A 22,153-nucleotide genomic window follows, 5' to 3' on the forward strand; every position below is an offset into this window, starting at 1 on the left:
TCAGCTCTTCACGAACGCGAGCAGATCCGGGTTGATGACGTCGGCATGCGTCGTCAGCATCCCATGCGGAAAGCCCTTGTAGATCTTGAGCGCCGCGTTCTGGAGCAGTTTGGCCTGCAGCACGGAGGCATTGGCGAACGGCACGATCTGGTCGTCGTCGCCCTGCAGCACGAGAGTCGGGACCGTGATCGCCTTGAGGTCTGCAGTCTGGTCGGTCTCGGAGAACGCCTTGATCCCCTCGTAATGCGCGAGCGCGCCGCCCATCATGCCCTGGCGCCACCAATTGTCGACGACCCCTTGCGAGAGCTTCTCGGTCGGCCGGTTGAAGCCGTAGAACGGCCCCGACGCGAGATCGATGTAGAATTGCGCGCGGTTGTCGGCGAGCGCCTTGCGCAGGCCGTCGAACACCGAAATCGGCAAACCGCCGGGATTGCCCGCGGTCTTGATCATCAGCGGCGGTACCGAGCTGACCAAGACGACCTTGGCGACGCGGCCCTGCGGCTGGCCGAACTTCGCAACATAGCGCGCGACCTCACCACCACCGGTCGAGTGGCCGATATGGACCGTGCGCTTCAGGTCGAGATGCTCGACCACCGCGGAAGCGTCCGCCGCGTAATGGTCCATATCGTTGCCGGTATCGACCTGCGACGACCGGCCGTGTCCACGGCGATCATGCGCGACGACGCGGTAGCCCTCGGCCAGGAAGAACAGCATCTGCGTGTCCCAGTCGTCCGACGATAGCGGCCAGCCGTGATGGAACACGATCGGCTGCGCATCCTTCGGACCCCAGTCCTTGTAGAAGATGTCGGTGCCGTCCTTGGTCTTGATGAATCCGCTGCTCATTTTCGTAACTCCGTTCGATCGAGGGGGAAGGGGGGAGGCGAAGGTCATCGTCGGGAGAAGCGTCGCCGCGACCGCGGATGCGGAGGCGATGACGACCGAGCGTCGCGACAGCGCGCGAAGGGTTTCGGGCATGGCAGTGTCCTTCCGTTGCGGTTCGCAAGCCTATTGCGCGACGGCGGCGGCTTCGATCAGGGCGGCGACGGCCTTTGGATTGGACGTCATCACGACGTGCGACGCGCCTGGAACCACGACCGTCTTCTTTGCGGCCGCGCGCCTTGCCATGAAGGCATGCGCGGCAGGCGGAATGTTCAGGTCGGCGCTGCCGTATATGAACCAGGACGGGATCGTCTTCCACGATGCCGTGAGCGCGCGCTCGTTGAGTGCAGCCTCGGCGACCGGGCGCTGCGTCGCCGCCATCAGCGCGGCCGGCGCTGCCGGAACATCCGCGGCGAACTGTTTCGCGAACTTGTCCTGCTCGATGTACAGATCCTTCGTGCCATCGGGCAGCACGACGGGCGGGGCGAGCGCCGCGCCGAGCGTGGCGCCGGGGAACTTGCCGCTCAGTGCGAACGCGCTCTCGCCGACATCCGCGGCGAAGGCGGCGACATAGACGAGTGCCTTGACGTTCGACGCATGCGCAGCCGCTTCGCCGATGACCGGTCCGCCATACGAGTGGCCAACGAGTACGACTGGGGTCTTCACGGCATTGACGACGCCCGCAACCGACGCCGCGTCGCTCGCTACACCGCGCAACGGATTCGACGCGGCGATGACGGTATAGCCGTCGCGTCGAAGCAGCGCGATGACGCCGTTCCACGATCCGGACTCCGCGAACGCGCCGTGGACGAGGACGATGGTCGGGCGCTGGCCCTTCGGCTGCGCCTGTGCGCCGGCCAACGGCGCGAGCATCGCAGTGGCGGCAGCCAAAACGGCGATCCAGTGTTTCATAGCGTCTAGCTCCCGAGACAGGCTTCCACACCTGCCATGCCCGGCGGCCCCGCAAGGTTCTTGGCAAATTCTGACGTATTTTGCGCAGGGCCGACATATTGCGATCGCGGCACACCCGCGTCGCTGTGATCGTCCGCGGCGACCTGATACCGCTGAGCATGTCAGAAAAGGAAGTGCGCATGACCGAGCGTCGCATGGGACCGGAGCGGGTCGCCGCGTTCACCGATGGCGTCATCGCGATCATCATCACGATCATGGTGCTGGAACTGAAGGTCCCCGAAAGCGGCGATTTACGCGCGCTCGCAGGAAGCGCGGCCATCCTGCTCACCTACGCGCTGAGTTTCGTGAACGTCGGGCTGTACTGGAACAACCATCATCACATGTTTTCGGTCGTCGAACGGATCGATGGGCGTGTGCTGTGGGCCAATCTGTTCCTGCTGTTCTGGCTCAGCCTGGTGCCGTTCGTGATCCGCTGGCTCGACGAAACGCAGTTCGCAGCAGGGGCCACCGCCGCCTACGGGATCGTGCTCGGACTGGCGGCAATCGGATATTCGCTCACCGAGCGCGCCATCATCGCCTGCAACGGCAAACAGTCGGCCGTTGCGCGAGCGATCGGCTCGGACTGGAAAGGTTGGGGCAGTATCGCGCTCTACGCCATAGCGGTGCCGCTAGCGTTCGCGAGCCGCTGGGCCGCGATCGCGCTATACTGTGCCGTCATCGGCTTGTGGCTTATCCCTGACCGCAGGATCATCCGAGCGTCCAACCTTCAGGGTCAAATATGACTTTGCGGCCAACGAAATCAATTGCACTGACCGTTGCGCTAATTTCGCCAAGCTGCCATCGCGTGCTTGATCCCGGCTCGGATCGCGCTCGCTGGCACCTCATCTCGAGCTTGGATCGAAATGCCCAGCAATAGACCATCGTACAGTGCGACCAACCCTGCGACATCCGTGGTTGGGCCGAGATCACCCGCGCCCACGCCGGCACTGATGCACCGGTGCAGCGCGTTTCGCGTCACGTCGCGTTCGGATCGGGTCAGCGCCCGGATTTGTGCGCTCAGCTCTGACGAGATCGTTGCCGACAGCGTGACCATGCAGCCCTGCGGATGCGCAAGATCGGTCTGCACCGCGACCGAGCCCAACAAAGCCTGTTCGAGCCGCGCGCGCGGCGGCAGTCGTTCGTCGTCGAGCGCGTCGACGATGCTGCCATGCCGGGCCAGATATCGTGCCAGCGTTTCACGATACAGCGCTTCCTTCGAGCCGAACGCCGCGTAGAAACTTGCCGACGAGATGTCGCCCATCGCGTGTCGTAACGTCAGCAGCGACGCGCCTTCATACCCGTGCTCCCAGAACAGGTGCATCGCGCTGTCCAGCGCCGCATCCCGGTCGAACCCACGCGGTCGTCCGCTCCGTGCCATAACTCTTCACTCCTGACATTGTGGATTAATCGATCCATTATTCGTTGACAAGCCGCGTTCGGTCGTTGATTGCACTGGACCAGTCGATCCAGAAGTGAGTATTGCGTGCGTCCAAACCCTATTCCGACCGACGTCGGCGCTAGCGAGACGCTGCCGATTTCAGCCTTGCTGGCGCTGGCAATGACCGGCTTCACGGCGATCCTAACCGAGACGCTGCCCGCCGGACTGTTACCGCACATGGCGGTGGGGCTGGACGTATCGGAGCCACTCGCGGGGCAGACGGTGACGGTCTATGCGGTCGGATCGCTGCTCGCGGCGATCCCGCTGACGCTGTACACGCAAGGCTGGCGTCGCAAGCCGACGCTGCTGGTCGCGATTGTCGGTTTTCTGATCTTCAATTGCGTGACCGCGGTGTCGACGTCCTACGCGCTGACGCTGGTCGCGCGGTTCATGGGCGGGGTCGCGGCGGGGCTCGGCTGGGGGATCATCGCCGGTTATGCGCGACGCATGGTCGTCGCGCCGTTGCGCGGCAAGGCGCTGGCGATCGCGATGGTCGGTACGCCGCTGGCGCTATCGATCGGCGTTCCGTTGGGGGCGATGCTGGGCACCACGCTTGGCTGGCGCATGGCGTTCGGGCTGATGTCGATCACGACTCTGATCCTGATCGGCTGGGTGCTGTGGCAGGTCCCGGATTTCCCCGGACAGCCGGCGGAACAGCGACTGTCGATCGCGCGCGTGTTTCGCACTCCCGGCGTACGCACCGTGCTCGTCACGCTGTTCGCGTGGATCACTGCGCACAACATCCTCTATACTTATATCGCGCCGGTCGCCGCGTTGTCGGGTGTGCAAGGCCGCCTCGACCTCGTCCTGCTCGGGTTGGCGTTGCGGCGCTGGCCGGCATCTGGGTGACCGGCGTGTTGATCGATCGAGCGTTGCGACTACTCGTACTCGTCAGCCTGACGGCGTTCGCGGCGGTGTCGTTGGCGTTCGGGCTGTTTGCGGCCAGCCCCGTCGTGACGATCGCGGCGACGATCCTGTGGGGTCTGTCGTTCGGCGGCGCCGCGACGCAGATCCAGACCGCGCTGGCCGATGCCGCGGGGGAGGGCGTCGATCTGGCGAACGCGATGCTGACGACGACGTGGAACGGCGCGATCGCCGCAGGCGGGATCGTCGGCGGCGTGATGCTCGACCATCTCGGCGCCGGTTCGCTCGCCTGGGCCGTGCTGGCGTCGACGTTGCTGGCGCTCGTGATCGCATCGCGCGCGCGCCGCCACGCCTTCAGGCCCGGTCCACGGGCATTCGATTGATGCGCTGATCGTGCGCGTAACTCAGGAGATTTCGATGAAAGCCTATCAAATCGGTGCGCAGGACGGCATCGACGCCCTCTTCGCGGCAACCCGGGCCGAGCCCGTCGCTGGCCGCGGCGAAGCGCTGGTGGCACCGCGTCTCGTCGGACTCATCAGTCGCGACGTGCAACTGTTGCGCGGCACCTATGGTGCCCGCCAGCCCGAGTCCCGTATCCCGATGTCCGAAGGCGTCGGCGAGGTCGTCGCGATCGGGGAGGGCGTGACCGAAGTCGCAATCGGCGACCGCGTCGTCTGCGGCCATTTCGCGAGCTGGCTGGACGGCGCGTTCCGATCGGATGTCTTCGCGCACGATATCGGCATCACGCATGACGGCTGGCTGGCCGAGCGCATCGTCCTGCCTGCAGCGACATTGATCCGTGTGCCCGATGCACTGGCCGACGTCGATGTCGCCGGGCTTGCGTCCGCGGCGCTGACGGCCTGGAACGCGTTGGTCGAGATCTGTCACGTAAAGGCTGGCGACACCGTCCTGTGCCTCGGCACCGGCAGCGTTTCGCTTGCCGCGCTGAAGATCGCCAAGGCACGCGGGGCGCGGGTCGCGATCACCTCGTCCCACAATGCGAAACTCAAGACGGCGCGCGCGCTCGGCGCGGACATCACGATCAACTACCGCACGTCGCCCGATTGGGCGGCCGAGGTCATCGCGCAGACCGAGGGCAAGGGTGCCGATATCGTGATCGAAACCGGCGGCGTCGATACGCTGGGCCAGTCGATCGCAGCGGCGGCGGCCAACGCGCGGATCATCGTCGTTGGCGTGTCGCCAGGCGAGGGGCCGGCGATCCCGGACTATCTGTCGCTGATCATCAAGAACGTGACGATCCGCGGCATCGCCAACGGCAGCCGTGCCATGTTCGTCGATCTGCTCGACGCGATGGTCGCGAACGGCATGACGACAGTCGTCGACCGGACGTTCGCCTTCGACGACGCACCGGACGCCGTTCGCTACTTCGCCGCCGCCGGGCATCTCGGCAAGGTGATGATCGCATTCTGACCGCACGCGAGCGATGGCATGCGAATGCTGGCGAAAGCGTCCACTGTCCATTCGACCGCGCCCGCCCGTGCCGTCGCGGATCGGCGGGCAGCAGCGTATCACCGTGCGTGTTGGCGATATGATAGACGATCGCGGCGGATTCGAAAAGCAGCAGTCGCCTTCGTCATAGGTTGGGACCTGACCGAAAGGCTGACGCCTCCGGTGCGGCGCCTGCTCTTGCTTGCCCTAGTTTAGGTAAATCACGTCATAGGGTCGGCCGACCTCTCGGAGCGCCAGCGGACATCGAGGTCGCGGACCTGTCCCTTAGTAAAATCGGGAACCTAGCCTCATGCGGCGATGGTGCGACGCCTCTCAAACTACTATTGCGGTTCTGACTAGCCCATCGCTGCGACGGCGATAGTCGACCTAAACTGAACCGCGCCCCGCCGCTGACGCTATGGGTTCAAGCCGCGCTCATTGATCGCGCGCCGGGCAGAAATAACGCGATCACCATACAGCATTGCCAAGGATCGATGGACGGCTTTGGCGCACATGTCCTTCGCCAAGGCCGACGCCTGCCGCTCGGCTTGTTCGCGCTTCTTGCTATACTCGAGATCGTAATCTTGAACGTTCGGCATGGCAGGCACTCGGCACTGCGGGCGGAAGCTGATTCCAGCTTTCTATCGTCACCGTGCTCGCGGCAAGGATGATGGCGATGTCGCAGCATACGCTTATGCGGCTTGGGGAGATACCCCATTCGTGCCGTCCGGCTCGTGGAGTGTTCCGTCTGGCGCGTAACAGGTCGAAGGCCATGTCCGTGAAGCCTGCGGCCCTTATGTCAGAGCTCAGCCCAAATGAGGTGTGTCAGCATGTCACGATCGACCAGCCCCTTGTTCGTGGATGCCGTGATCGATTGCACGGGCGACGGTAGGGCGCCCACACCTGAGGAAATGATGATCGTCGCGCAGCGCATCTGGTCCGACGGCGCGGCTTCCCGCTCTGCATTCTCGTGGAACACCTTGTCGGTATCTTCGCCCGATCGCCTCTGCTCCATGCTGGCGGCCGGCCTCGCCTTGCACGGCTCGCGGTGACTCGGCGATGGCCGCAGACGTCATCTTCCAGCGTTACCTGCACCGCCTCGTCGAGATCAACCGTCCCGCCGATCTAACCACACGGATTGGCGAGATGGTTCTGCTTGTCGATCGATGCGCCTTCAACCTGCAGAAAGACGCCCTTTGCCTAGTTCGTGAGCAGAGCGGTCGCTTTGCGCGGCATCGCCGGGAGGTCGGGAACTGTGCAATCCGCCGACTCAGTTACCGTTAAAATTGATCGCGTTGAGCCGGTTCACCTGCTCGGGAAGTTCCTTAGGCTGGTCGCCGATAGGACGAGGCCGGGGTCTCTGGTCGCAAACACTGCCGCCGCGTAACGGGCGAGGCCGTCGCTGTGATACGGTCGTACCCGCGGTTCGCGTTGACCTATCGGATGCCGGACGCAGCGGCGGTCGGTGTCGCGAGGTAGCGATCCAGGAACTGCTGGTGTGTCGGCATACCCGCGACCGCGTCCGCGATGGTGCCGCGGATGTTGGTCAATACGCTGGCGAGTTGCGAGCCCCCCATGATGCTGCCAAGGCGGTGGTGATCGCGGGGCGTGAGGCGCTGGCCTAGCATCACCTGCACCCAGCTGGCGACGCGGAACAGATCCTCACCGCCCTGATACGCTTGCGCGCCTTCGGTGAAGAGCGCGATGCGCTCTACGAGTGTGTCCGGGATGGGCATGTCCCGGCGCGCCGCCCAGAACGGCTCGGGACGTTGGTTGAGGTGATAATGGAGGATGATGAAGTCGCGGACGCGCTCCAGTTCGGCCTGCGCCTGATCGTTGAACCGCGTTACCAGCGAGGGTGCGATCCCGCCGAACGGGAAGGTCTGCATCAGCCGCATGAGGCCGGTCATGACCAGATGGATGCTGGTCGATTCGAGCGGCTCGACGAACCCGCTGGCGAGGCTCAGCGCGACGCAGTTCCCCATCCATACCTGTCGCCGACGACCTGTGCGGAAGCGGATCAGCCGTGGCGGGGTCAGCGGTGCCCCGCCGATCGCGCCGAGCAGCCGGGCATGCGCCTCGTCGTCGGACAGATGGTCGCTCGCATAGACCAGCCCGTTGCCGACGCGGTGCTGCAGCGGAATGCGCCAGCGCCAGCCCGCGTCATGCGCGATCGCCCGCGTGTACGGGTGCGCCGGACCGGTCGCGGCAGATTGTACGGCCAGCGCGCTGTTGGTGGGCAGCCAGTGCGACCAGTCCTCGTACCCGGCGCCGTAGGTGCCCTCGATCAGCAGCCCGCGAAAGCCGGTGCAGTCGAGGAACAGGTCGCCCTCGACGCGCTCGCCCGAATCGAGGACGAGTGCGCGGATGAAGCCGGTCTCGCCATCGCGATCGACGCTTGCGATCCGTCCCTCGATCCGTTTTAGCCCGTTCGCCTCGCTGCGCGCGCGCAGGAAGCGGGCATAAAGACCGGCGTCGAGATGATAGGCGTAGTTGATCTGGCCCTCGGAGGGGAGCGCGAACCGCTCCGCCTTGGCCGCCTGAAGCTCTAGACAATAGTCGCCGATATCGCTCCGATCGCCGGCGGCTTTGGCGGCGAGCCAGAAATGGTGGAAGTCGCCCATCCAGGTCGATTTGCCGATGTCGCCGAACGAATGGATGTAGCGATCGCCGTCGCGCGCCCAGTTCTCGAACGAAATGCCGAGCTTGAAGGTCGCCTGCGTCGCGCGCATGAATTCGCGCTCGTCCAGTCCCAGGATCGTGTGGAACGCGCGCATCGTCGGGATCGTCGCCTCGCCGACGCCGATGGTGCCGATCTCCTCGGATTCGACCAGCGTGATGTCGAGCAACTGGCCCAATTGCCGCGTCAAGGCGGCGGCGGCGAGCCAGCCCGCGGTGCCACCGCCGGCGATGACCACTTTCCTGATGCGCTGCTCGACCATGATCGGTTCCTATCGGTTGATGCGCTGGAGGATCTTGGCGCGCAGCCGCCGCGCCGACAGCGTATCGAGCGGTGCCAGTTCGCCTTGCGCGTGCTCGGGCAGGTGCGCGCGGGCCTGGTCCGCGGGGCCGAAGACATAATGATCGAACATCGCACGCCACGCCTGCTTCTCGTGATCGGGCCGATCGCGCAGCGACAACAGGCCGTGGAGCAGCGTGTTCATCGGCGTATCCATGAACCGCGGCACCGCGTTCCACCAATAGTTGATCATGACGTTGAACGCGTCCAGCGCCTCGACATTGTGCCACCACAACGCCGGGTAGAGCAGCACATCGCCGGGTTCGAGTTCGGCGACCTCGGCCTGCGCCAGCGCCTCGGCGAAGCGCGGGTACCGGTCGAGATCGGGTGCGCGGAGATCGACCATGCTGACCACTTGGCCGGCTGGCGTTGGCTCCAATGGCCCGGGATAAAGGTTGGCGACCTGCTCCGGCGGGAACAGCGTGAAGCGCCGTCGGCCGACCATGCAGCACGCCAGATTGTTCGACATGTCGTAATGCGTCGCGGCGACGGTACGATTGCCGATCCAGATGCTGACCAGCGGTGGGGTCTCGACGAGTTGCGGATCGCCGAACGGCAATGCCGCGTGCGCGCGAAGGCCAGGCAGATACAGATCGATGTCGGTCGAGCCAATATAGATGGCGGGCGCATCCGCGTCGTCGAGGCCGGCGAGGATCTGGTCGAGATAGCCGGAAAGCGAACCGCTCTCGCGCTTGAAGTTCAGCCCAGTGCAATCGTCCGAATAGCCGAAGCGGCCGCCGATCGCGGGATCGCCCAGATACGCGGTGACGGGACGGCCGCCGTCGAACTGCTTGAGCCACGTCATCGCCCGCTCAGCGCCATCAAGCCCGATAGCGACCAGCGGCAGGTCGCGCGCGATCCCGCGCAGGATCACGGGGCGGCCGTCGGCGATCAGATCGGCAACGGGCACGCTGGCCGCGCTCGCCGCTTCGATCACACGCGTGCGGCGCACGATACCTGCCACGCTCACCCGATCTGGCTCAGCAGCGGTTGCTTGCGGGCGATCAACTGCTGGATGTTGCCGAGCGACGCGGCGGCGAGGATGGCGAGACGCAGCACGCCCGATCGATGCAGCCGCTCGAGCGGTTCCCCCGTCAGGGCCGCGAGATGCTCGATGTCGACGACCAGCACGTCGGGAATGGTATAGCGACGCTCTTCGCTGACATCGACGGTGAGCGTTACCGACGTGAGAAGGCCAGCCTCGTCGAGCGCGGCATATGCAGCCGGCGCCGTTTCCATGCCCTCGTACAGCAGGCGCAGCACGCCGGTGATATGATCGAGATACGGCGTGCTGCCGCCATGTTCGAGGAACAGCGGCAGGCCGGCAGCATCGCCGACCCGTGGGTCGTCGAGATCGACATGCAGCATCGGCTCGCCGACGTCGTCACCGGAAGGCCTTACCAGCCCGATCGAGAAGGGACCGCGCTGATGGCTGGCTGGCACATAGCGGCTGGTCCAATAGTCGCCGGCGAGAAACAGGTTCTCGTCGCGGTCGAGCCCCAGCAGGGCATAGGCCTGCAATCCTTCGTCGCGACGGCGGAATATGATGGCGAATTCGCGCTGCACCTCCTCGAACTCGGCGGGGAATATCAGCGTTTGATTGGTGGCATCGCCGAATGCGGCGCCCGCCCGCGGGCTGATGCGCAAATCGGCATGGTCGATATTGTTGATCTGTACGGGGTTCATCCGCTCCGTCCTGTTGTTGCGTCAGGTCTATCAGCGCGATGGCGACGGACAAAGGAAAAGGCCACCGCACGGATTGGCGGCGGCCTTTTCATACTGGTGCGGGAGTGGATCCAGATCCACTCCCGTTTTCCTCAGAACCGGTAGCGCGCGCCGAGGTAGAAGCGCGGCTTGAGTTCCTGGACATAGACCAGGTTCGTCTCGGTACGGGCATATTGGCGGAACGGTTCGCTGGTCAGATTGACGGCTTCGAGCGACACCGAGAAGGTCTTCGTGACGTCGTAGCTTATGCTGCCATCGAGCGTACCGAACGCCGCCGTGAACAGCGGGTTGCGATTGTCGCCCTGGTTCGTGGCCGCAAGATACTTGTCGCGCCAGTTGTACGAGACGCGGGCCGATATCCCGCCCTTGTCGTAGATCGCCGTCAGGTTGGCGCTGTCGCCAAGCCCGGTGAGCGCGAAGATGTTGACGTTCGGGTCCCCGTAGGGATCCACATTCACGTCACCGCTGACCTTGGTGTACGAGACCGCGAAACCGAAGCCGGACCGGCCGAAGAAGTTGGTCCAGGCGACCTCGAACCCGTGAATGTTGGCTTCCTTATTGTTGATCGGCTCGCTGATCGCGAAGTTGACGAGCGGATCGGCGGCATCGCCAACGAGATTAACCGCGAGCGCGAGATCGTTGTAGAACGTGCCACGGAATTTGCCCGTGGCGGCGTCGAAGCCGTTCTGGAACGCCGCCGTCGCCGCCGCCTTGTTGCCGGCAGCCTGCTGCAGCAGCGCAGTGTAGGCGAACAGGTTTTCGTCGGTCGTGGCGATATTGTTCGACCGGAGATAGTCCAGCGCCGTGCCGGACCGCGAGCCCGGCGCACCCGAACCCGGATCACGCAAGCCGAACAGGCTGCCGTTGCTCACCGTGTTGCCGACGAAGTTGCGTACGTTCTTGTTGAAGAAGCCGGCCGAGATGAAACTGGTCGGCTTGTAGTACCATTCGACCGACACATCGAAATTGTCCGAAACCAGCGGTAACAGCGCCGGATTCTGCCGGTTGGCCGGTGCCGATCCGGAGCCCAGCGCGGTTGGACGGGTAGGGGCGTTGGCCGTCACGGAAGCGAACAGGCTGCCATAATCCGCGCGGGCCAGTGTTCGGCTGAACGACGTGCGCGCGATCAGATTGTCGACCACCTCGATGTTGAAGTCGAGCGACGGCAGCAGATTGTCGTACTTCGATTTGACGTTGACCGCGCCGCCAGCCGCGCCGCCGAGCACGGCGAAGTCGTTATCCGACTGCCATTCCAACGCGCTCGGGATCGTCTGGAGCGCCAGCGAATTGACCCGGGTCCGCTCGTAGCGTGCGCCGATCAGGGCATTGGCGCGCCGTCCGCCGATCTCGCCATGCCACGCCATCTGACCATAGACCGCCCAGGTTTTCTCGCCGACCGTATTGTCCGACGACCCCATCAGAACCCGTTCACGCCCGGGGACATTCTGATAATATGGCGAGAAGACGTTGAGCAGATCGACCGCATCCCCCCGGAACGCTACCAGCGCCGAGCCGGTCGAGTTCGGATTATACTTGTCGAACTTGCACGTCAGGCAATAGGTGCTGACTAGGTCGCCCGCGAGCCTGTCGACGATACCGGTATCCGTGATGCCCCAGTCGCCGAGAAGTTGCTGCGTGTTGGAACTCGTCGAGTGGATCTTGGCATCGACATAGTTGGTGCCGAGCACGAAACGGCTCTCGTTGCCCAGATCCCAGCCCAATTCTCCGTTGAACTGGTTGATCCTCGACTCCTGCTTCGAGAAGATCTCGCGCGCGATCTGGGTGCCGAGATCGCCGCTGTCGAGCAGGTTGTTGCAATTGCCGCCGCGGCCGCCGTTGGTCGCGTTGCAATCGTTGAGCGTTTCCGACTGCTGCGGGAAGCCGTTGGAGAAATCGACCTTATGCGTTGCGCGCACCGGTGCGCCGATCGATATCGTCGTCGCCGACGTACCATTCGCATTGTCCGGATTGGTCGTCGACTTCGAGTGGTTCGCGTCGAGCTTCAGCGACAGCACGTCGGTGAAGTTCCACTTCAGGTTGCCGCCGACCGAATAGAGTTCGGTTTTGGTCGCGAACCGCTGCTGCTCATACCCCTTGTCGGCCTGCTTGGCCTCCGCCAGAATAATCGCGGACTGCATCTGCTTGTTGTCGTCGAACGTGATGTCGCTGAACGGGCGCTGGAACCAGTTGGTCTGCTCGCTGCGCTCGTCGCTCAGCTTGTTGCGGGCATACAGGCCGTCGACGGTGATCTCCAACCGGTCGGTCGGCTTGAACTGGATGTTGGCCTGGCCGTTGAGACGCTCGCGACGGTTCTCCGAGAACTGATAGCGGCTGTCGTTCGGGATCTGCACGTACGGCGTCGTGGGACGGTTCGTGATGTTCGTCGTCGGGGTTATGTACGTCGAGGTATTGAGAAAATTATTGAGCGGAACGATGTTCCAATAGTTTGGATTGGACTGGACCGACGCCGATTCACGCAGCTGATAGCTGCCGAACAGATTGATACCAAAGGTCTCGTTGGGATTCTTCCAGTTGATCAGGCCCGAAAGCTCAGGCGTGACCTTCTTGAGACTGGCCTCGGCCTTCTCGACCGAGCTGTCGTACAGCGCCTTGGCGCCGATCGACCCCGAGAAGCCGTCCTCGCGTGCGTCCAGCGGCCGGCGGGTGACGACGTTGATCGCCGCGCCGATGCCGCCCGACGGGATGTTGGCACGACCGGTCTTGTAGACCTCGAGCGTGGCGACGCCTTCGGAGGCCAAATTCTGGAAATCGAACGAGCGGCCTGTGCCGACCGCGAAAGCGTTGCCGGTGCTGGTATCGATGCTGGTCGACGCGAGCTGGCGACCGTTCAGCGTTACGAGGTTGAAGCCGCCGCTGAACCCGCGAACCGCGACCTGCGAGCCTTCGCCGTTGGCGCGGGTGATCGATACGCCGGTGATCCGCTGGAGCGACTCCGCCAGGTTGGTATCGGGGAACTTGCCGATATCCTCGGCCGAGATGGCGTCGACGACGCCCGCCGAATTGCGCTTGATGCCGATCGCGCGGTCGAGGCTGGCGCGGATGCCGGTGACGACGATCTCATCGGTCGTGCCGTCTTCAAGCGTGCCGGCCGCGGGCGCCGGGGGCACGGTCTGCGTGCCAGTCTGCTGCGCGTTGGTGGTCTGGGCACTCTGGTCCGCCGGAGCGGTGGCTGTCTGCGCGCCGGCAGCGCTCGAAGCCGCCATGCCCGCCACGACGGCGATAGTAGATACCGAATGCGCGAGCGCGCGCGGAAACTTGATCATAAACCCTCCCCTATTCCCGGCCGCCCTGTTCAGGCCGGAGTGCACACGGTCGTTGCCGCATATGATAGGGCTACCATTTGCAGGGGTGGTGTCAACGGCAGAAGCGTTACTTACCGCGCGTGAATTAACCGGATCCGTTACACTATCATGTGCAATTCTAGTGGTTTAGTCGGTACTTTTCCGAGGTGCTCTAGCAAATCGAATACGGTATTCTTTGGATGAAGACTCTATATTCGCTAGTTGTGATATAATAGAGACTGTTGTTGTGCCGTATAGGTAAGTTTGGGAAAGGCGTGATGCCTCAATTACGGCCTAGCCTGACGCGAGGATGGGGCAGAACATCTGTCGTTTTATAGATGTGCTTCAACTCGAGCATTTGAGAGGCTTGCGGGCGATGCTCAACTACAATGCTGCACTGCGGTCGTCGTTAACGTTGTGCTTGGAAGGAATGATGGTCACATATGCCCGCTGAAGATCCGCAGTGCGGGCCACCGCGGTGATAGCGATACATCAGTAAACGGCGGCATTGCGTGGTTAAACCGAAATCGCGAAGGTGGGGGCGGCAGTATCCTGGGTACCCCTCAGTCGCCCGAACCGCGCATATAGCAGGTTTGCGTGTGTGCATTCTGCCTGGGCATCGTATCGCGTGAGACGTTGGCCTATGCTCGATAAATGAAGGTCGCGAAGGAGAGGCAGATGGTTCGCGTGTTGGTCATTGGGTATGCGCCTGACGCAGTCGATTTCACCGATCCGGCCATTCCGCCCGGCCTGACCGAAGCCCGTGTGGCGGAAGGGATCGGACGAGACGCACAATCGATGCGGGATCGGGGCTGGGAAGCGGTGCATCTTCCGATTCGCGCGGATGGAAGCTTGCGTCACGACATTGCGGAGTGTCTCGCGCGTGAGACGTTCGATTGCATCGTGATCGGCGCTGGCGTCCGTATGACGACCAAGCGTGTCGCCGCGTTCGAACAGGTCATCGATGCCGTTCGGCAAGGGGCGCCGCAAACCCCGATTGCGTTCAACGCGAGCCCGGATAGTAGCGGCGAAGCGGCGGCCCGGTGGTTGGGCTAAGCCTCTTCTGGATATGACGCAGGCCGTTGAACAGCGTGCTCAGGTCATGCTCCACCGTAGCGTTCGGTCTTAATCATGGCGGCATCGAGGCCGGCCAGCAGCGCGCCCTCCGTCGCGATGTTGACGAAGCCGTTGGACCCGCACACGAAGACATGTGTGGGTTTTCGGTCAAGCCGGGCCACGACCTCCTGGACCATGGCACTGTCGATCCGTCGCCCGAAGTCCGAGGTGCGGCGCGGGTCTTCGCGCGTGATCGCCAGCGCCAGGACGAATGCCGGGTCGCCGATCTCGGTGGCATGAAGCTCTTCCGAAAAGAGCACGTCTTCGGCGGTCCGCGCGGACAGGAGCAGCGCCGTCGGTACCGCCGGAGTCTGTGTGCGGCGCTGTCGGATCATGGCCATCAACGGCACCACGCCGGAGCCTGCGCCGATCAGCAATACTGCGCCTGCGGCAGGGTCTGGCCACAGGAAATGGCCGCCGAGCGGACCACGTAGCTCGATGGCGTCGCCGATCGTCGCGACGTCGTGAAAGTATGACGAAACCTCACCTTCCGGCAGGCGCTCGATCGCCAGCTCGATGATCAGGGAGGAGGCCGCCGTCGATGCGATCGAGTAGCTGCGCATCGCGCGATAGCCGTCGGGCGCGGTCAGCCGGACGTCGACGTGCTGCCCCGCGATGGGCGCGAACGGTTTGCTCGCCCGCAGGAAGACGCTCTTGATACTCGGGGTTTGCTGAACGATCGCCTCGATCACGCACGACTGCCACGACACGGTTTGCGCGCCACCCTCAATCATTGGTGTATCGCTGCTCGCGCCACGGATCGCCGTAGATATGGTAGCCATGCCCCTCCCAAAAACCGGGCTCGTCGCGCGTGGTGAATTGCAGCGCATTCACCCATTTGGCGGACTTCCAGAAATAGAGATGCGGGACCAGGAGCCGCGCCGGCCCTCCGTGATCGCGCGGTAGCGGCTCGCCTGCATAGTTCAGGGCGACCATCGCCTTCCCGGAGAGAAGGTCTGCCAGCGGGACGTTGGTCGAATATTTATCGTAGCAGTGCGCCAACACGAAATCGGTGGGTGGATCGAGCCCTGCGTCGGCAAGGATGTCTTCGATGAGGACGCCCTCCCAGGCGGTATCGAGCTTCGACCACGAGGTGACGCAGTGGATGTCCCGCGTCACCTTGGTCTTCGGCAGGGCATTGAATTCGTTCCAGTTCCAGACTTTGACGGGCTTCGGCCCGATCTTGACGGTGAATTTCCAGTCGGCGGGTTCCACGTGCGGTGTGGGCCCGGCCGACAGGACGGGGAAATCCTCGACGAGGTGCTGACCCGGCGGAATCCGACTGGCCTTGTCGCCGTCCAAGCCGCGACCGGTGAATCCTCTGGTGACCATACGAATTCCTTTGCTCATGACGAAAGACGATCGGCGGCTTCATTCCGGAATTCCGTGTGCGATCCTTGCTCGCGTGGCTGCCGAACAGACCGATTGGCCGAAGTCCGAAAGACCGGATCATCCGTCGGAATAATCTAACGCACTTCGACGCGCTGGCTTTATCATACGCTATCCATAGCGGCATGTGGATCGTGTTTTCCAATGCGCTATCACTATAGTTTCTATAGCTTTGCAATGGTGTTTCATGAACCTCTCGTTTATTTGAAGCCTAGGTCTGAAAAGTGCCATAGTATCGCAGACGCTAACAATAGCTCGTGCTCCTCTAATCTCCGCTGAGCGACTACCCGTGCAAGCTATTGAAACGATGCGCGGTCGCTATTTTTAATTCATGAACCATGAATCTATAGTCCGTGACGGCAAAATGGAGATCCCGGCGTGGTCAGACAGTGCGAAGATTTGACTGACCGATATTTTAGGCCGCAGCAAATTGGAGCCGCCGATCGTCGACCATCCCCCAGCCGCTTGCGCCACACATTGCAGGGCTCGGCATCGGCCCGCCCAGGTTCGTCTTTCCGATCACGCATATGCGCTGATCCAAAGTGGCGCCGCTGGCCTATCGCCCGCGGATGGTCGCGGCCGGCGGCGGCTATCCGATCCTCGAGGACGACAAGTTGATCGGCGGGATCGGTATCTCGGGCGTACCTACCAGCAGGATCAGGATGCCTGCGTCGAGGCACGCGAGAAAATCGGGTTCCAGCTACCGGCGTGACAGTCGTCATGCCGCAAAGGAACCACGGCTCGAACCGGAGGATAAGATGAGCATGACCGAACGCCAGGCGCCTGAATTGCGGGTGCGGGAGTGGATTGGCGGGGATGGCGCAAGCATCGCGCCGGTTGCGCTGTCGGACCTCGGCACGGGGCCGAAAATCCTGTTTGCCTTCCAGCATTGGTGCCGCGGTTGCCATGTGCACGGCTTTCCGACGCTCCAAAAACTGTATGGCGCATTGCGCCCGAAGGGGGTGGGGTTTGCGGTGATCCAGACCGTCTTCGAGGACGCGGAGGAGAACGGCTTCGAGACGTTGCGCGTAAACCAGCTCAAATATGACCTTCCCCTCGCTTTCGGTCACGATGAACCACCGACCGGGCAGGCGCTTCCGACGTTCATGGAAGACTATCGCACGCGCGGGACACCTTGGTTCACCGTTATCGATGCAGGCGGCCGTATCGTCTTCTCGGATTTCCATCTCGATGCGGACACGCTCATCGCGGACTTGGGTCACGCATAGCTTATGCAGCGAGGGCTCATCCTGACTGCTAGATTTGGGCGGTTCGACCGTGCCGCTTGCGATCAGGAAATCTCATGCCAGACGCAGCGCACGCCGGTATCGTGTTCCGCCACGCGATCTACGTGCTTCGCCACGGATTCCTTCGCGGCATCGAAGCGTCCATGATCAGTGCCCACAAGCCGGAGCGACAAGCTATCACCATCGGCTGTCATGATAAGCTGGCCCCCAGGAAGCTCGATCTCCGCGGTCAGCGCATCGTAGCGAACCGGATAGGTGTGCACCCACGCCTTGGCGATCTCGGTCAGATAACGGCTGCCATCGATTGTGGCGATGCGTGCTTCGGCTTCGAACATAAAGTGCTCCCGTAGACTGTGTGCTTCGATTAAAATCGTGAAACTTCTTGAGATGCTCGCCGCGTCACGGATCCAAGGCAGATCACGCTATGATCGCCGTCACGCGAATTTCGATGCGCATGGTGGGAAGTCCCAGCGCCTCGACCCCCAATTGCGTCCAGATCGGCGCGCGGTCGGGCATGTAGTGGCGGTATAGCCTGGCCATCGTCTCGTTGATAACGGGAGGGAAGCCGCCGACGTGATAGGAATTGACGTGGACGACGTGCTGCCAGCTTGCCCCGGCTGTCGCGAGCGTCCGTTCCACGTTCTCGAACGCCTGCGCGATCTCGTCCTCGATCGACTCCGGAATGACGAGATCGTCGCTCCAGCCACCTTGTCCGGAGATCTCCACGCGGTCCCCGATGCGCACCGCCTGGGAGTAATGCAGCGCGTCATGCAGGCGCGTCCCGTAGCCGGGGGTGATGAAGAACGACGGTGTCGTCATGAGCTTGCCCTTGCATGAGATGAATGGCGTTCGGCACTGGCGCGTCGGCCGGTGGCCGGACCCTATTCCACGTCTTCCACGATGAGGTCGCTGCCGTTGAACTGCACGGTCTCGCCTGCTCGGGCGCCTTCGATCGCTTCGAAGATCGGCGCCATCGTGGAAATGCCCATGACTTCGCGTCCCTGACAGGTGAACCTGCTGGTCGATACGGCGATCGCGAAGTAGCGGCCGGACAGCTTGACGACGGCACCTTCCTCGACGGTCGACTTGGGGCCGAAATCAATCATCCTGAGCTTGTCGATCTTGTCGGCGTAATCGTGCAGGGTGTCATCGAGCGCTTCGGCGAGGTCGCTGGCGATTTCCGCCTGCGCCAGTTCGTCGTTCTCGACCGGTTCGCTTTGATCGACCTTAGCGGTGAAGACATAGTCGAGGTAGTTTCCCCGAGCGCTCTGCAGGGCTGCGGTCTCCAGCAAGAGCATCGTGTCTCGGATGTGGGCCTTGTTCCAGTCCATGATGACGTCCTTGCGTTACGGTGCTTCGATGGTTCGGCGGACTCGCAATCCGGCGAGGCCGCTATTCGTCGCTGATGACGTCTTCGCCCTGGTAGGGGACGCGGATCAGCCGGGGATCCCGGATGATGCTCGTGACGAGCCAGACATAGTCCTGCTCGGCGGTGTCGAAACCGAGGATGCTGAAACCGCCACCGAACGGGCATGACGGGAAGTCCGGAAAGCCCTCGCGCAGAACGTAGCGCTCGGAATCGCGGTGGAACTCGTCCTTGAAGACCTTGCGCAGTCCGTGCTTGGTCGGCGCATCCCGGTCGCTTGCCGCCACCGTTTCCCGATCCGCGATGAGCCGCTCGGACAGGTCGCTGGGACAGATTTCGTGGAACACGTCGAACGCGTCGATCAACAGGCCGCGATGCCCGGTTGCCGGGTCGGTGATCGCGTAGATGTTGGAGGCGTCTTCGCCATCATCGCCGCTTTCGAGGCGCAACGCCACGTCGACGCGAATGGTGCACGCTTCGATGGTCGATCCGAGTTCGAGATCGACGAGAGTGCTGTCCTTGACGCGGTACTCATGGTCGTAGCCTTTGGCGACGAACGCCTGCACCGCCTCGAGGATGTCCGTCAGTTGGGTCGTCATAGCCATTTTGCCTTCTTGAAGCGCACGAACAGCAGCAGGCAGAATATTGCGATCACGCCGAGCACGACGAAGTATCCGTAGGTCGCGTCCAGCTCCGGCATGTTCTTGAAGTTCATGCCGTATATCCCTGCGATCGCCGTCGGTACCGCGAGTATCGCCGCCCATGCCGCGAGCTGGCGGGTGATCACGCCCATCCGTTGCGCCTCCAAAAGGCTGCTCGCCTCGAAGACCGTGGACAGGACGTGGAGCAGGCCGTCGACCATCGACTGCACACGGTGGAGATGGTCCGCGACGTCGCTGAAATAGGGTGTCACGTCGGCGCTGATGCAGGGGAAATGGCCGCGGACGAGCTTTCCCACCAGCTCCCCCATGGCGCCGAGCGTGCGCTGGAACCGCGTGAGTTCGGATCTTAGTTCGAAAATGCGGACGACGTCCTCTCGCTCGAGGAAGTCGTCGAGCGACCGTCTCTCCATCGCCAGGACGTCGTCCTCGATCATCTCGAAGATCGGCAGATACTGGTCGACAATGCGGTGCAGGATGGCGTGCAGGACATAGTCGACACCCTTTCGGGACAAGGTGGTCGATCCCTCGAGCTGCGCGCGAAGATTGCCCAGCGCGCCCGCGGTGCCGTGGCGTACGGTGATGAGATGATTGTGACCGGTGAAGATCGCCATCTTGCCGTAGATGATCCGGTCGCCCACCAGCGCCGCGGTCTGCGCGACGATGTAGAGTTCATCGTTATAGACTTCGAGCTTGGGCGGGCACAGCGGGTGCATCGCGTTGTCGATCGCCAACGGATGAAGGTTGTACGTCGCCTGGATCGCGCTGAGTTCGTCGTCGGTGGGCTCGCCGAGCGCGATCCAGCAGAAGCCCGTGCGATCTTCGCCCAGTTCGATACTTTCATCGAGCGCGATAGCCCGGACCCGCTTGCCTTCGTGGTAATAATAGGCGGCGATTACGCTCATGCCGGCTTCGCCGGGATATGCAGTCCGCGCTGCACCGCGGGTCGCGCCAGCGCGCGTTCGAGCCACGCCTGGACGTTCGCATAGTCATCGAGGCCAAGTATGGCAGCAGCAGCGTAGAATTCGTCCAGCGCATTCACCCAGCCGATCGTCGCGATGTCCGCGATCGAATAGTCGTCGACGATCCAGTCGCGGCCTTCCAACTGGCGATCGAGGACCCCGAGGAGGCGCTTGGTTTCGTCGACGAAGCGCTGTCGAGGCCGTTTGTCCTCGAAATCCTTACCGCCAAATCGCAGGAAGAACCCAAGCTGGCCGAACATCGGGCCGATCGCCGACATCTGGAAGAAGACCCAAGCAAGCGTCTCGTACCGTCGGGCAGGGTCGACGGGCATGAACTGGCCCGTCTTCTCGGCGAGGTAGAGAAGGATCGCCCCGGATTCCCATAGCGCCAGAGGCTTACCATCGGGCCCCGCCGGATCGATGATCGCGGGGATGCGGCCGTTGGGATTGAGCGCCACGAACGCCGGATCTTTCGACTCGTTGTTCGAGATGTCTACGAAATGCGGCTCGTACGCCGCGCCGGTTTCCTCCAGCATGATCGAGACCTTGACGCCGTTCGGGGTGGGCGTGGCGTAAAGCTGGATGCGATCGGGATGCGATGCCGGCCAGCGCTGCGTGATCGGGAAGGACGAGAGGTCGGTCATGATCTGCGATCCTGGTGCTGCGGTCATGGAGGATTGCGGACCAGACCGGCGCTGCGCGGTGGTGGCGTCTATTCCGCTGCGATCCCGGTCGCGGGCTGCGCATCGTCAGCCGTGTGGCGCTTCGGAAGCACCCAGCCGGGACGCACGAAGTGGCAGGTGTAGCCGTTCGGCCGCGTCTCCAGATAATCCTGATGGTCCGGCTCGGCTTCCCAGAATTCGCCGACCGGCACGACTTCGGTGACCACCTTGCCATTCCACAGCCCGGAGGCATCGACGTCGGCGATCGTGTCCTCGGCGATGCGCTTCTGCTCCTCGTCAACGTAATAGATGCCCGACCGGTAGGAGAGCCCCATGTCGTTGCCCTGGCGGTTCTTGGTGGTAGGATCGTGGATCTGGAAGAAGAATTCGAGGATGGCGCGGTAGCTCGTCACCGCCGGGTCGAAGACGATCTCGATCCCCTCGGCGTGCGTGCCGTGGTTGCGATAGGTGGCGTTCGGAATATCGCCGCCGGTATAGCCGACGCGGGTCGAGACGATACCGGGCCGCTTGCGGATCAGATCCTGCATGCCCCAGAAGCATCCGCCCGCGAGAACAGCGCGCTCGTGCATATTAAGCCTCCTCTGCCTGATCGAGATATTCGCCGTAGCCTTCGCTCTCCATCTCATCGCGCGGGATGAAGCGAAGCGACGCCGAGTTGATGCAGTAGCGCAGGCCACCGCGGTCGGCGGGACCGTCCGGGAACACGTGGCCGAGATGACTGTCGGCGTGTACCGACCTGACCTCGGTCCGAACCGTTCCGTGCGTGGTGTCGCGGACCTCGTTCACGTTTGCGGGCACGATCGGCTTGGTGAAGCTGGGCCAGCCGGAGCCCGACTCGTATTTGTCGGTCGAGGCGAACAGCGGTTCGCCCGATACGACGTCGACGTAGATGCCGGGCTCCTTGTTACCGTCATGCTCCCCGGTGAACGGCCGTTCGGTACCCGAGTGCTGCGTGACCCGGCGCTGTTCCGGGGTTAGTCGATCGACTGCGTCCTGCGATCTTTCAAACTTCATGATATCACTCAATACTTTTCAAGAGGAACGAATGATCTGCGCTCGGAAAATAGTATTCATCATCATGCAGTTTATCGCAGCAACTCCTGG

At 63.0% G+C, this 22,153-nt stretch carries 26 protein-coding genes; 8 read left to right on the forward strand and 18 right to left on the reverse strand.

Annotation, left to right across the window (positions count from 1 at the left end; translation table 11 throughout):
* A complete protein-coding gene (locus tag C8J43_RS10980) occupies positions 1 to 843 on the reverse strand; it encodes an alpha/beta hydrolase (RefSeq protein WP_207893398.1) in 843 nt (280 codons plus the stop codon).
* Between the two features lie 162 nt (positions 844 to 1,005).
* On the reverse strand, positions 1,006 to 1,791 hold the full coding sequence (locus tag C8J43_RS10985) for an alpha/beta hydrolase (protein ID WP_133030942.1): 786 nt from the start codon (positions 1,789 to 1,791) through the stop codon (positions 1,006 to 1,008).
* A 179-nt stretch (positions 1,792 to 1,970) separates the two neighbouring features.
* Here C8J43_RS10985 and C8J43_RS10990 point away from each other — a divergent pair, with 179 nt between their 5' ends.
* Positions 1,971 to 2,573, forward strand: coding sequence for a TMEM175 family protein (locus tag C8J43_RS10990; RefSeq protein WP_243645527.1), 603 nt, complete (start codon positions 1,971 to 1,973; stop codon positions 2,571 to 2,573).
* A gap of 38 nt (positions 2,574 to 2,611) precedes the next feature.
* On the opposite strand, the gene C8J43_RS10995 is transcribed toward C8J43_RS10990, so the two are convergent.
* Positions 2,612 to 3,208 (reverse strand): TetR/AcrR family transcriptional regulator, encoded by a 597-nt coding sequence (locus C8J43_RS10995; protein WP_133030943.1) that lies wholly within the window; start codon positions 3,206 to 3,208, stop codon positions 2,612 to 2,614.
* Between the two features lie 105 nt (positions 3,209 to 3,313).
* On the opposite strand from C8J43_RS10995, the gene C8J43_RS22325 reads away from it, so the two are divergent.
* The 3 genes from C8J43_RS22325 to C8J43_RS11005 are packed head-to-tail and all read left to right on the forward strand — an operon-like array spanning position 3,314 to position 5,563.
* Complete coding sequence (locus C8J43_RS22325) at positions 3,314 to 4,117, forward strand: MFS transporter (RefSeq protein WP_243645528.1); 804 nt, start codon at positions 3,314 to 3,316, stop codon at positions 4,115 to 4,117.
* Positions 4,118 to 4,122: 5 nt separating this feature from the next.
* The gene (locus C8J43_RS22330) at positions 4,123 to 4,515 is read left to right on the forward strand and encodes a hypothetical protein (RefSeq protein ID WP_243645529.1); all 393 of its coding nucleotides are present in this window, start codon (positions 4,123 to 4,125) and stop codon (positions 4,513 to 4,515) included.
* Between the two features lie 34 nt (positions 4,516 to 4,549).
* Positions 4,550 to 5,563, forward strand: a complete 1,014-nt coding sequence (locus tag C8J43_RS11005) for an NAD(P)-dependent alcohol dehydrogenase (RefSeq protein WP_133030944.1) — start codon at positions 4,550 to 4,552, stop codon at positions 5,561 to 5,563.
* Positions 5,564 to 5,997: 434 nt separating this feature from the next.
* Here the strand turns inward: C8J43_RS11005 and C8J43_RS11010 are convergent, their stop codons facing one another.
* Complete coding sequence (locus C8J43_RS11010) at positions 5,998 to 6,180, reverse strand: hypothetical protein (protein ID WP_133030945.1); 183 nt, start codon at positions 6,178 to 6,180, stop codon at positions 5,998 to 6,000.
* Positions 6,181 to 6,411: 231 nt separating this feature from the next.
* On the opposite strand from C8J43_RS11010, the gene C8J43_RS11015 reads away from it, so the two are divergent.
* Positions 6,412 to 6,633, forward strand: a complete 222-nt coding sequence (locus C8J43_RS11015) for a hypothetical protein (RefSeq protein WP_133030946.1) — start codon at positions 6,412 to 6,414, stop codon at positions 6,631 to 6,633.
* 7 nt (positions 6,634 to 6,640) lie between these two features.
* Positions 6,641 to 6,865, forward strand: coding sequence for a hypothetical protein (locus C8J43_RS22335; RefSeq protein WP_243645530.1), 225 nt, complete (start codon positions 6,641 to 6,643; stop codon positions 6,863 to 6,865).
* A 152-nt stretch (positions 6,866 to 7,017) separates the two neighbouring features.
* On the opposite strand, the gene C8J43_RS11025 is transcribed toward C8J43_RS22335, so the two are convergent.
* The 4 genes from C8J43_RS11025 to C8J43_RS11040 form a co-directional block, all read right to left on the reverse strand.
* Positions 7,018 to 8,523, reverse strand: a complete 1,506-nt coding sequence (locus C8J43_RS11025) for a tryptophan halogenase family protein (protein WP_133030947.1) — start codon at positions 8,521 to 8,523, stop codon at positions 7,018 to 7,020.
* Positions 8,524 to 8,532: 9 nt separating this feature from the next.
* On the reverse strand, positions 8,533 to 9,564 hold the full coding sequence (locus tag C8J43_RS11030; protein ID WP_133030948.1) for a cupin-like domain-containing protein: 1,032 nt from the start codon (positions 9,562 to 9,564) through the stop codon (positions 8,533 to 8,535).
* 2 nt (positions 9,565 to 9,566) lie between these two features.
* The gene (locus C8J43_RS11035) at positions 9,567 to 10,286 is read right to left on the reverse strand and encodes a SapC family protein (protein ID WP_133030949.1); all 720 of its coding nucleotides are present in this window, start codon (positions 10,284 to 10,286) and stop codon (positions 9,567 to 9,569) included.
* Between the two features lie 131 nt (positions 10,287 to 10,417).
* Positions 10,418 to 13,609, reverse strand: a complete 3,192-nt coding sequence (locus C8J43_RS11040) for a TonB-dependent receptor (protein WP_133030950.1) — start codon at positions 13,607 to 13,609, stop codon at positions 10,418 to 10,420.
* A 696-nt stretch (positions 13,610 to 14,305) separates the two neighbouring features.
* Here C8J43_RS11040 and C8J43_RS11045 point away from each other — a divergent pair.
* On the forward strand, positions 14,306 to 14,683 hold the full coding sequence (locus tag C8J43_RS11045; RefSeq protein WP_133030951.1) for a hypothetical protein: 378 nt from the start codon (positions 14,306 to 14,308) through the stop codon (positions 14,681 to 14,683).
* Between the two features lie 44 nt (positions 14,684 to 14,727).
* Here the strand turns inward: C8J43_RS11045 and C8J43_RS11050 are convergent, their stop codons facing one another.
* Both C8J43_RS11050 and C8J43_RS11055 read right to left on the reverse strand, forming a co-directional pair.
* Positions 14,728 to 15,477 carry a ferredoxin reductase gene (locus tag C8J43_RS11050; protein ID WP_133030952.1) on the reverse strand — a complete coding sequence of 250 codons (750 nt, stop codon included), beginning with the start codon at positions 15,475 to 15,477 and terminating at the stop codon, positions 14,728 to 14,730.
* Positions 15,470 to 16,075: a sulfite oxidase-like oxidoreductase gene (locus C8J43_RS11055; protein WP_133030953.1), complete on the reverse strand. Its 606-nt coding sequence runs from the start codon at positions 16,073 to 16,075 to the stop codon at positions 15,470 to 15,472. The genes C8J43_RS11050 and C8J43_RS11055 overlap by 8 nt, the downstream gene beginning before the upstream one ends.
* Positions 16,076 to 16,701: 626 nt before the next feature.
* Here C8J43_RS11055 and C8J43_RS11065 point away from each other — a divergent pair.
* Positions 16,702 to 17,361 carry a TlpA family protein disulfide reductase gene (locus C8J43_RS11065; RefSeq protein ID WP_243645532.1) on the forward strand — a complete coding sequence of 220 codons (660 nt, stop codon included), beginning with the start codon at positions 16,702 to 16,704 and terminating at the stop codon, positions 17,359 to 17,361.
* 62 nt (positions 17,362 to 17,423) lie between these two features.
* Here the strand turns inward: C8J43_RS11065 and C8J43_RS11070 are convergent, their stop codons facing one another.
* From C8J43_RS11070 to msrB, 8 genes are all read right to left on the reverse strand, one after another.
* Positions 17,424 to 17,714: a DUF2218 domain-containing protein gene (locus C8J43_RS11070; protein ID WP_133030955.1), complete on the reverse strand. Its 291-nt coding sequence runs from the start codon at positions 17,712 to 17,714 to the stop codon at positions 17,424 to 17,426.
* A gap of 82 nt (positions 17,715 to 17,796) precedes the next feature.
* The gene (locus C8J43_RS11075; RefSeq protein ID WP_133030956.1) at positions 17,797 to 18,198 is read right to left on the reverse strand and encodes a RidA family protein; all 402 of its coding nucleotides are present in this window, start codon (positions 18,196 to 18,198) and stop codon (positions 17,797 to 17,799) included.
* 62 nt (positions 18,199 to 18,260) lie between these two features.
* On the reverse strand, positions 18,261 to 18,710 hold the full coding sequence (locus C8J43_RS11080; RefSeq protein WP_133030957.1) for a hypothetical protein: 450 nt from the start codon (positions 18,708 to 18,710) through the stop codon (positions 18,261 to 18,263).
* Between the two features lie 61 nt (positions 18,711 to 18,771).
* Positions 18,772 to 19,350 carry a hypothetical protein gene (locus C8J43_RS11085; protein WP_243645533.1) on the reverse strand — a complete coding sequence of 193 codons (579 nt, stop codon included), beginning with the start codon at positions 19,348 to 19,350 and terminating at the stop codon, positions 18,772 to 18,774.
* Positions 19,341 to 20,309 carry a magnesium and cobalt transport protein CorA gene (locus tag C8J43_RS11090; RefSeq protein WP_133030958.1) on the reverse strand — a complete coding sequence of 323 codons (969 nt, stop codon included), beginning with the start codon at positions 20,307 to 20,309 and terminating at the stop codon, positions 19,341 to 19,343. Before C8J43_RS11090 ends, C8J43_RS11085 begins: the two co-directional genes overlap by 10 nt.
* Positions 20,306 to 21,010: a glutathione S-transferase N-terminal domain-containing protein gene (locus C8J43_RS11095; RefSeq protein WP_133030959.1), complete on the reverse strand. Its 705-nt coding sequence runs from the start codon at positions 21,008 to 21,010 to the stop codon at positions 20,306 to 20,308. Before C8J43_RS11095 ends, C8J43_RS11090 begins: the two co-directional genes overlap by 4 nt.
* A 68-nt stretch (positions 21,011 to 21,078) precedes the next feature.
* On the reverse strand, positions 21,079 to 21,618 hold the full coding sequence (msrA, locus tag C8J43_RS11100; RefSeq protein ID WP_133030960.1) for a peptide-methionine (S)-S-oxide reductase MsrA: 540 nt from the start codon (positions 21,616 to 21,618) through the stop codon (positions 21,079 to 21,081).
* Between the two features lies 1 nt (position 21,619).
* Positions 21,620 to 22,063 (reverse strand): peptide-methionine (R)-S-oxide reductase MsrB, encoded by a 444-nt coding sequence (gene msrB, locus C8J43_RS11105; RefSeq protein WP_133030961.1) that lies wholly within the window; start codon positions 22,061 to 22,063, stop codon positions 21,620 to 21,622.
* Positions 22,064 to 22,153 lie beyond the last annotated feature (90 nt).

Origin of the sequence: Sphingomonas sp. PP-CE-1G-424, from assembly GCF_004341085.1 — a bacterium.
In the GTDB taxonomy this organism is placed as follows: Bacteria; Pseudomonadota; Alphaproteobacteria; order Sphingomonadales; family Sphingomonadaceae; genus Sphingomonas.

What these genes read in the sequence shown, in the direction of transcription:
- C8J43_RS10980 (WP_207893398.1), bottom strand. Translation starts at nt 843, where the DNA reads ATGAGCAGCGGATTCATCAAGACCAAGGACGGCACCGACATCTTCTAC.
- C8J43_RS10985 (WP_133030942.1), bottom strand. Translation starts at nt 1,791, where the DNA reads ATGAAACACTGGATCGCCGTTTTGGCTGCCGCCACTGCGATGCTCGCG.
- C8J43_RS10990 (WP_243645527.1), top strand. Translation starts at nt 1,971, where the DNA reads ATGACCGAGCGTCGCATGGGACCGGAGCGGGTCGCCGCGTTCACCGAT.
- C8J43_RS10995 (WP_133030943.1), bottom strand. Translation starts at nt 3,208, where the DNA reads ATGGCACGGAGCGGACGACCGCGTGGGTTCGACCGGGATGCGGCGCTG.
- C8J43_RS11005 (WP_133030944.1), top strand. Translation starts at nt 4,550, where the DNA reads ATGAAAGCCTATCAAATCGGTGCGCAGGACGGCATCGACGCCCTCTTC.
- C8J43_RS11010 (WP_133030945.1), bottom strand. Translation starts at nt 6,180, where the DNA reads ATGCCGAACGTTCAAGATTACGATCTCGAGTATAGCAAGAAGCGCGAA.
- C8J43_RS11015 (WP_133030946.1), top strand. Translation starts at nt 6,412, where the DNA reads ATGTCACGATCGACCAGCCCCTTGTTCGTGGATGCCGTGATCGATTGC.
- C8J43_RS22335 (WP_243645530.1), top strand. Translation starts at nt 6,641, where the DNA reads ATGGCCGCAGACGTCATCTTCCAGCGTTACCTGCACCGCCTCGTCGAG.
- C8J43_RS11025 (WP_133030947.1), bottom strand. Translation starts at nt 8,523, where the DNA reads ATGGTCGAGCAGCGCATCAGGAAAGTGGTCATCGCCGGCGGTGGCACC.
- C8J43_RS11035 (WP_133030949.1), bottom strand. Translation starts at nt 10,286, where the DNA reads ATGAACCCCGTACAGATCAACAATATCGACCATGCCGATTTGCGCATC.
- C8J43_RS11040 (WP_133030950.1), bottom strand. Translation starts at nt 13,609, where the DNA reads ATGATCAAGTTTCCGCGCGCGCTCGCGCATTCGGTATCTACTATCGCC.
- C8J43_RS11045 (WP_133030951.1), top strand. Translation starts at nt 14,306, where the DNA reads ATGGTTCGCGTGTTGGTCATTGGGTATGCGCCTGACGCAGTCGATTTC.
- C8J43_RS11050 (WP_133030952.1), bottom strand. Translation starts at nt 15,477, where the DNA reads ATGATTGAGGGTGGCGCGCAAACCGTGTCGTGGCAGTCGTGCGTGATC.
- C8J43_RS11055 (WP_133030953.1), bottom strand. Translation starts at nt 16,075, where the DNA reads ATGGTCACCAGAGGATTCACCGGTCGCGGCTTGGACGGCGACAAGGCC.
- C8J43_RS11065 (WP_243645532.1), top strand. Translation starts at nt 16,702, where the DNA reads ATGGTCGCGGCCGGCGGCGGCTATCCGATCCTCGAGGACGACAAGTTG.
- C8J43_RS11070 (WP_133030955.1), bottom strand. Translation starts at nt 17,714, where the DNA reads ATGTTCGAAGCCGAAGCACGCATCGCCACAATCGATGGCAGCCGTTAT.
- C8J43_RS11075 (WP_133030956.1), bottom strand. Translation starts at nt 18,198, where the DNA reads ATGACGACACCGTCGTTCTTCATCACCCCCGGCTACGGGACGCGCCTG.
- C8J43_RS11080 (WP_133030957.1), bottom strand. Translation starts at nt 18,710, where the DNA reads ATGGACTGGAACAAGGCCCACATCCGAGACACGATGCTCTTGCTGGAG.
- C8J43_RS11085 (WP_243645533.1), bottom strand. Translation starts at nt 19,350, where the DNA reads ATGGCTATGACGACCCAACTGACGGACATCCTCGAGGCGGTGCAGGCG.
- C8J43_RS11090 (WP_133030958.1), bottom strand. Translation starts at nt 20,309, where the DNA reads ATGAGCGTAATCGCCGCCTATTATTACCACGAAGGCAAGCGGGTCCGG.
- C8J43_RS11095 (WP_133030959.1), bottom strand. Translation starts at nt 21,010, where the DNA reads ATGACCGACCTCTCGTCCTTCCCGATCACGCAGCGCTGGCCGGCATCG.
- msrA (WP_133030960.1), bottom strand. Translation starts at nt 21,618, where the DNA reads ATGCACGAGCGCGCTGTTCTCGCGGGCGGATGCTTCTGGGGCATGCAG.
- msrB (WP_133030961.1), bottom strand. Translation starts at nt 22,063, where the DNA reads ATGAAGTTTGAAAGATCGCAGGACGCAGTCGATCGACTAACCCCGGAA.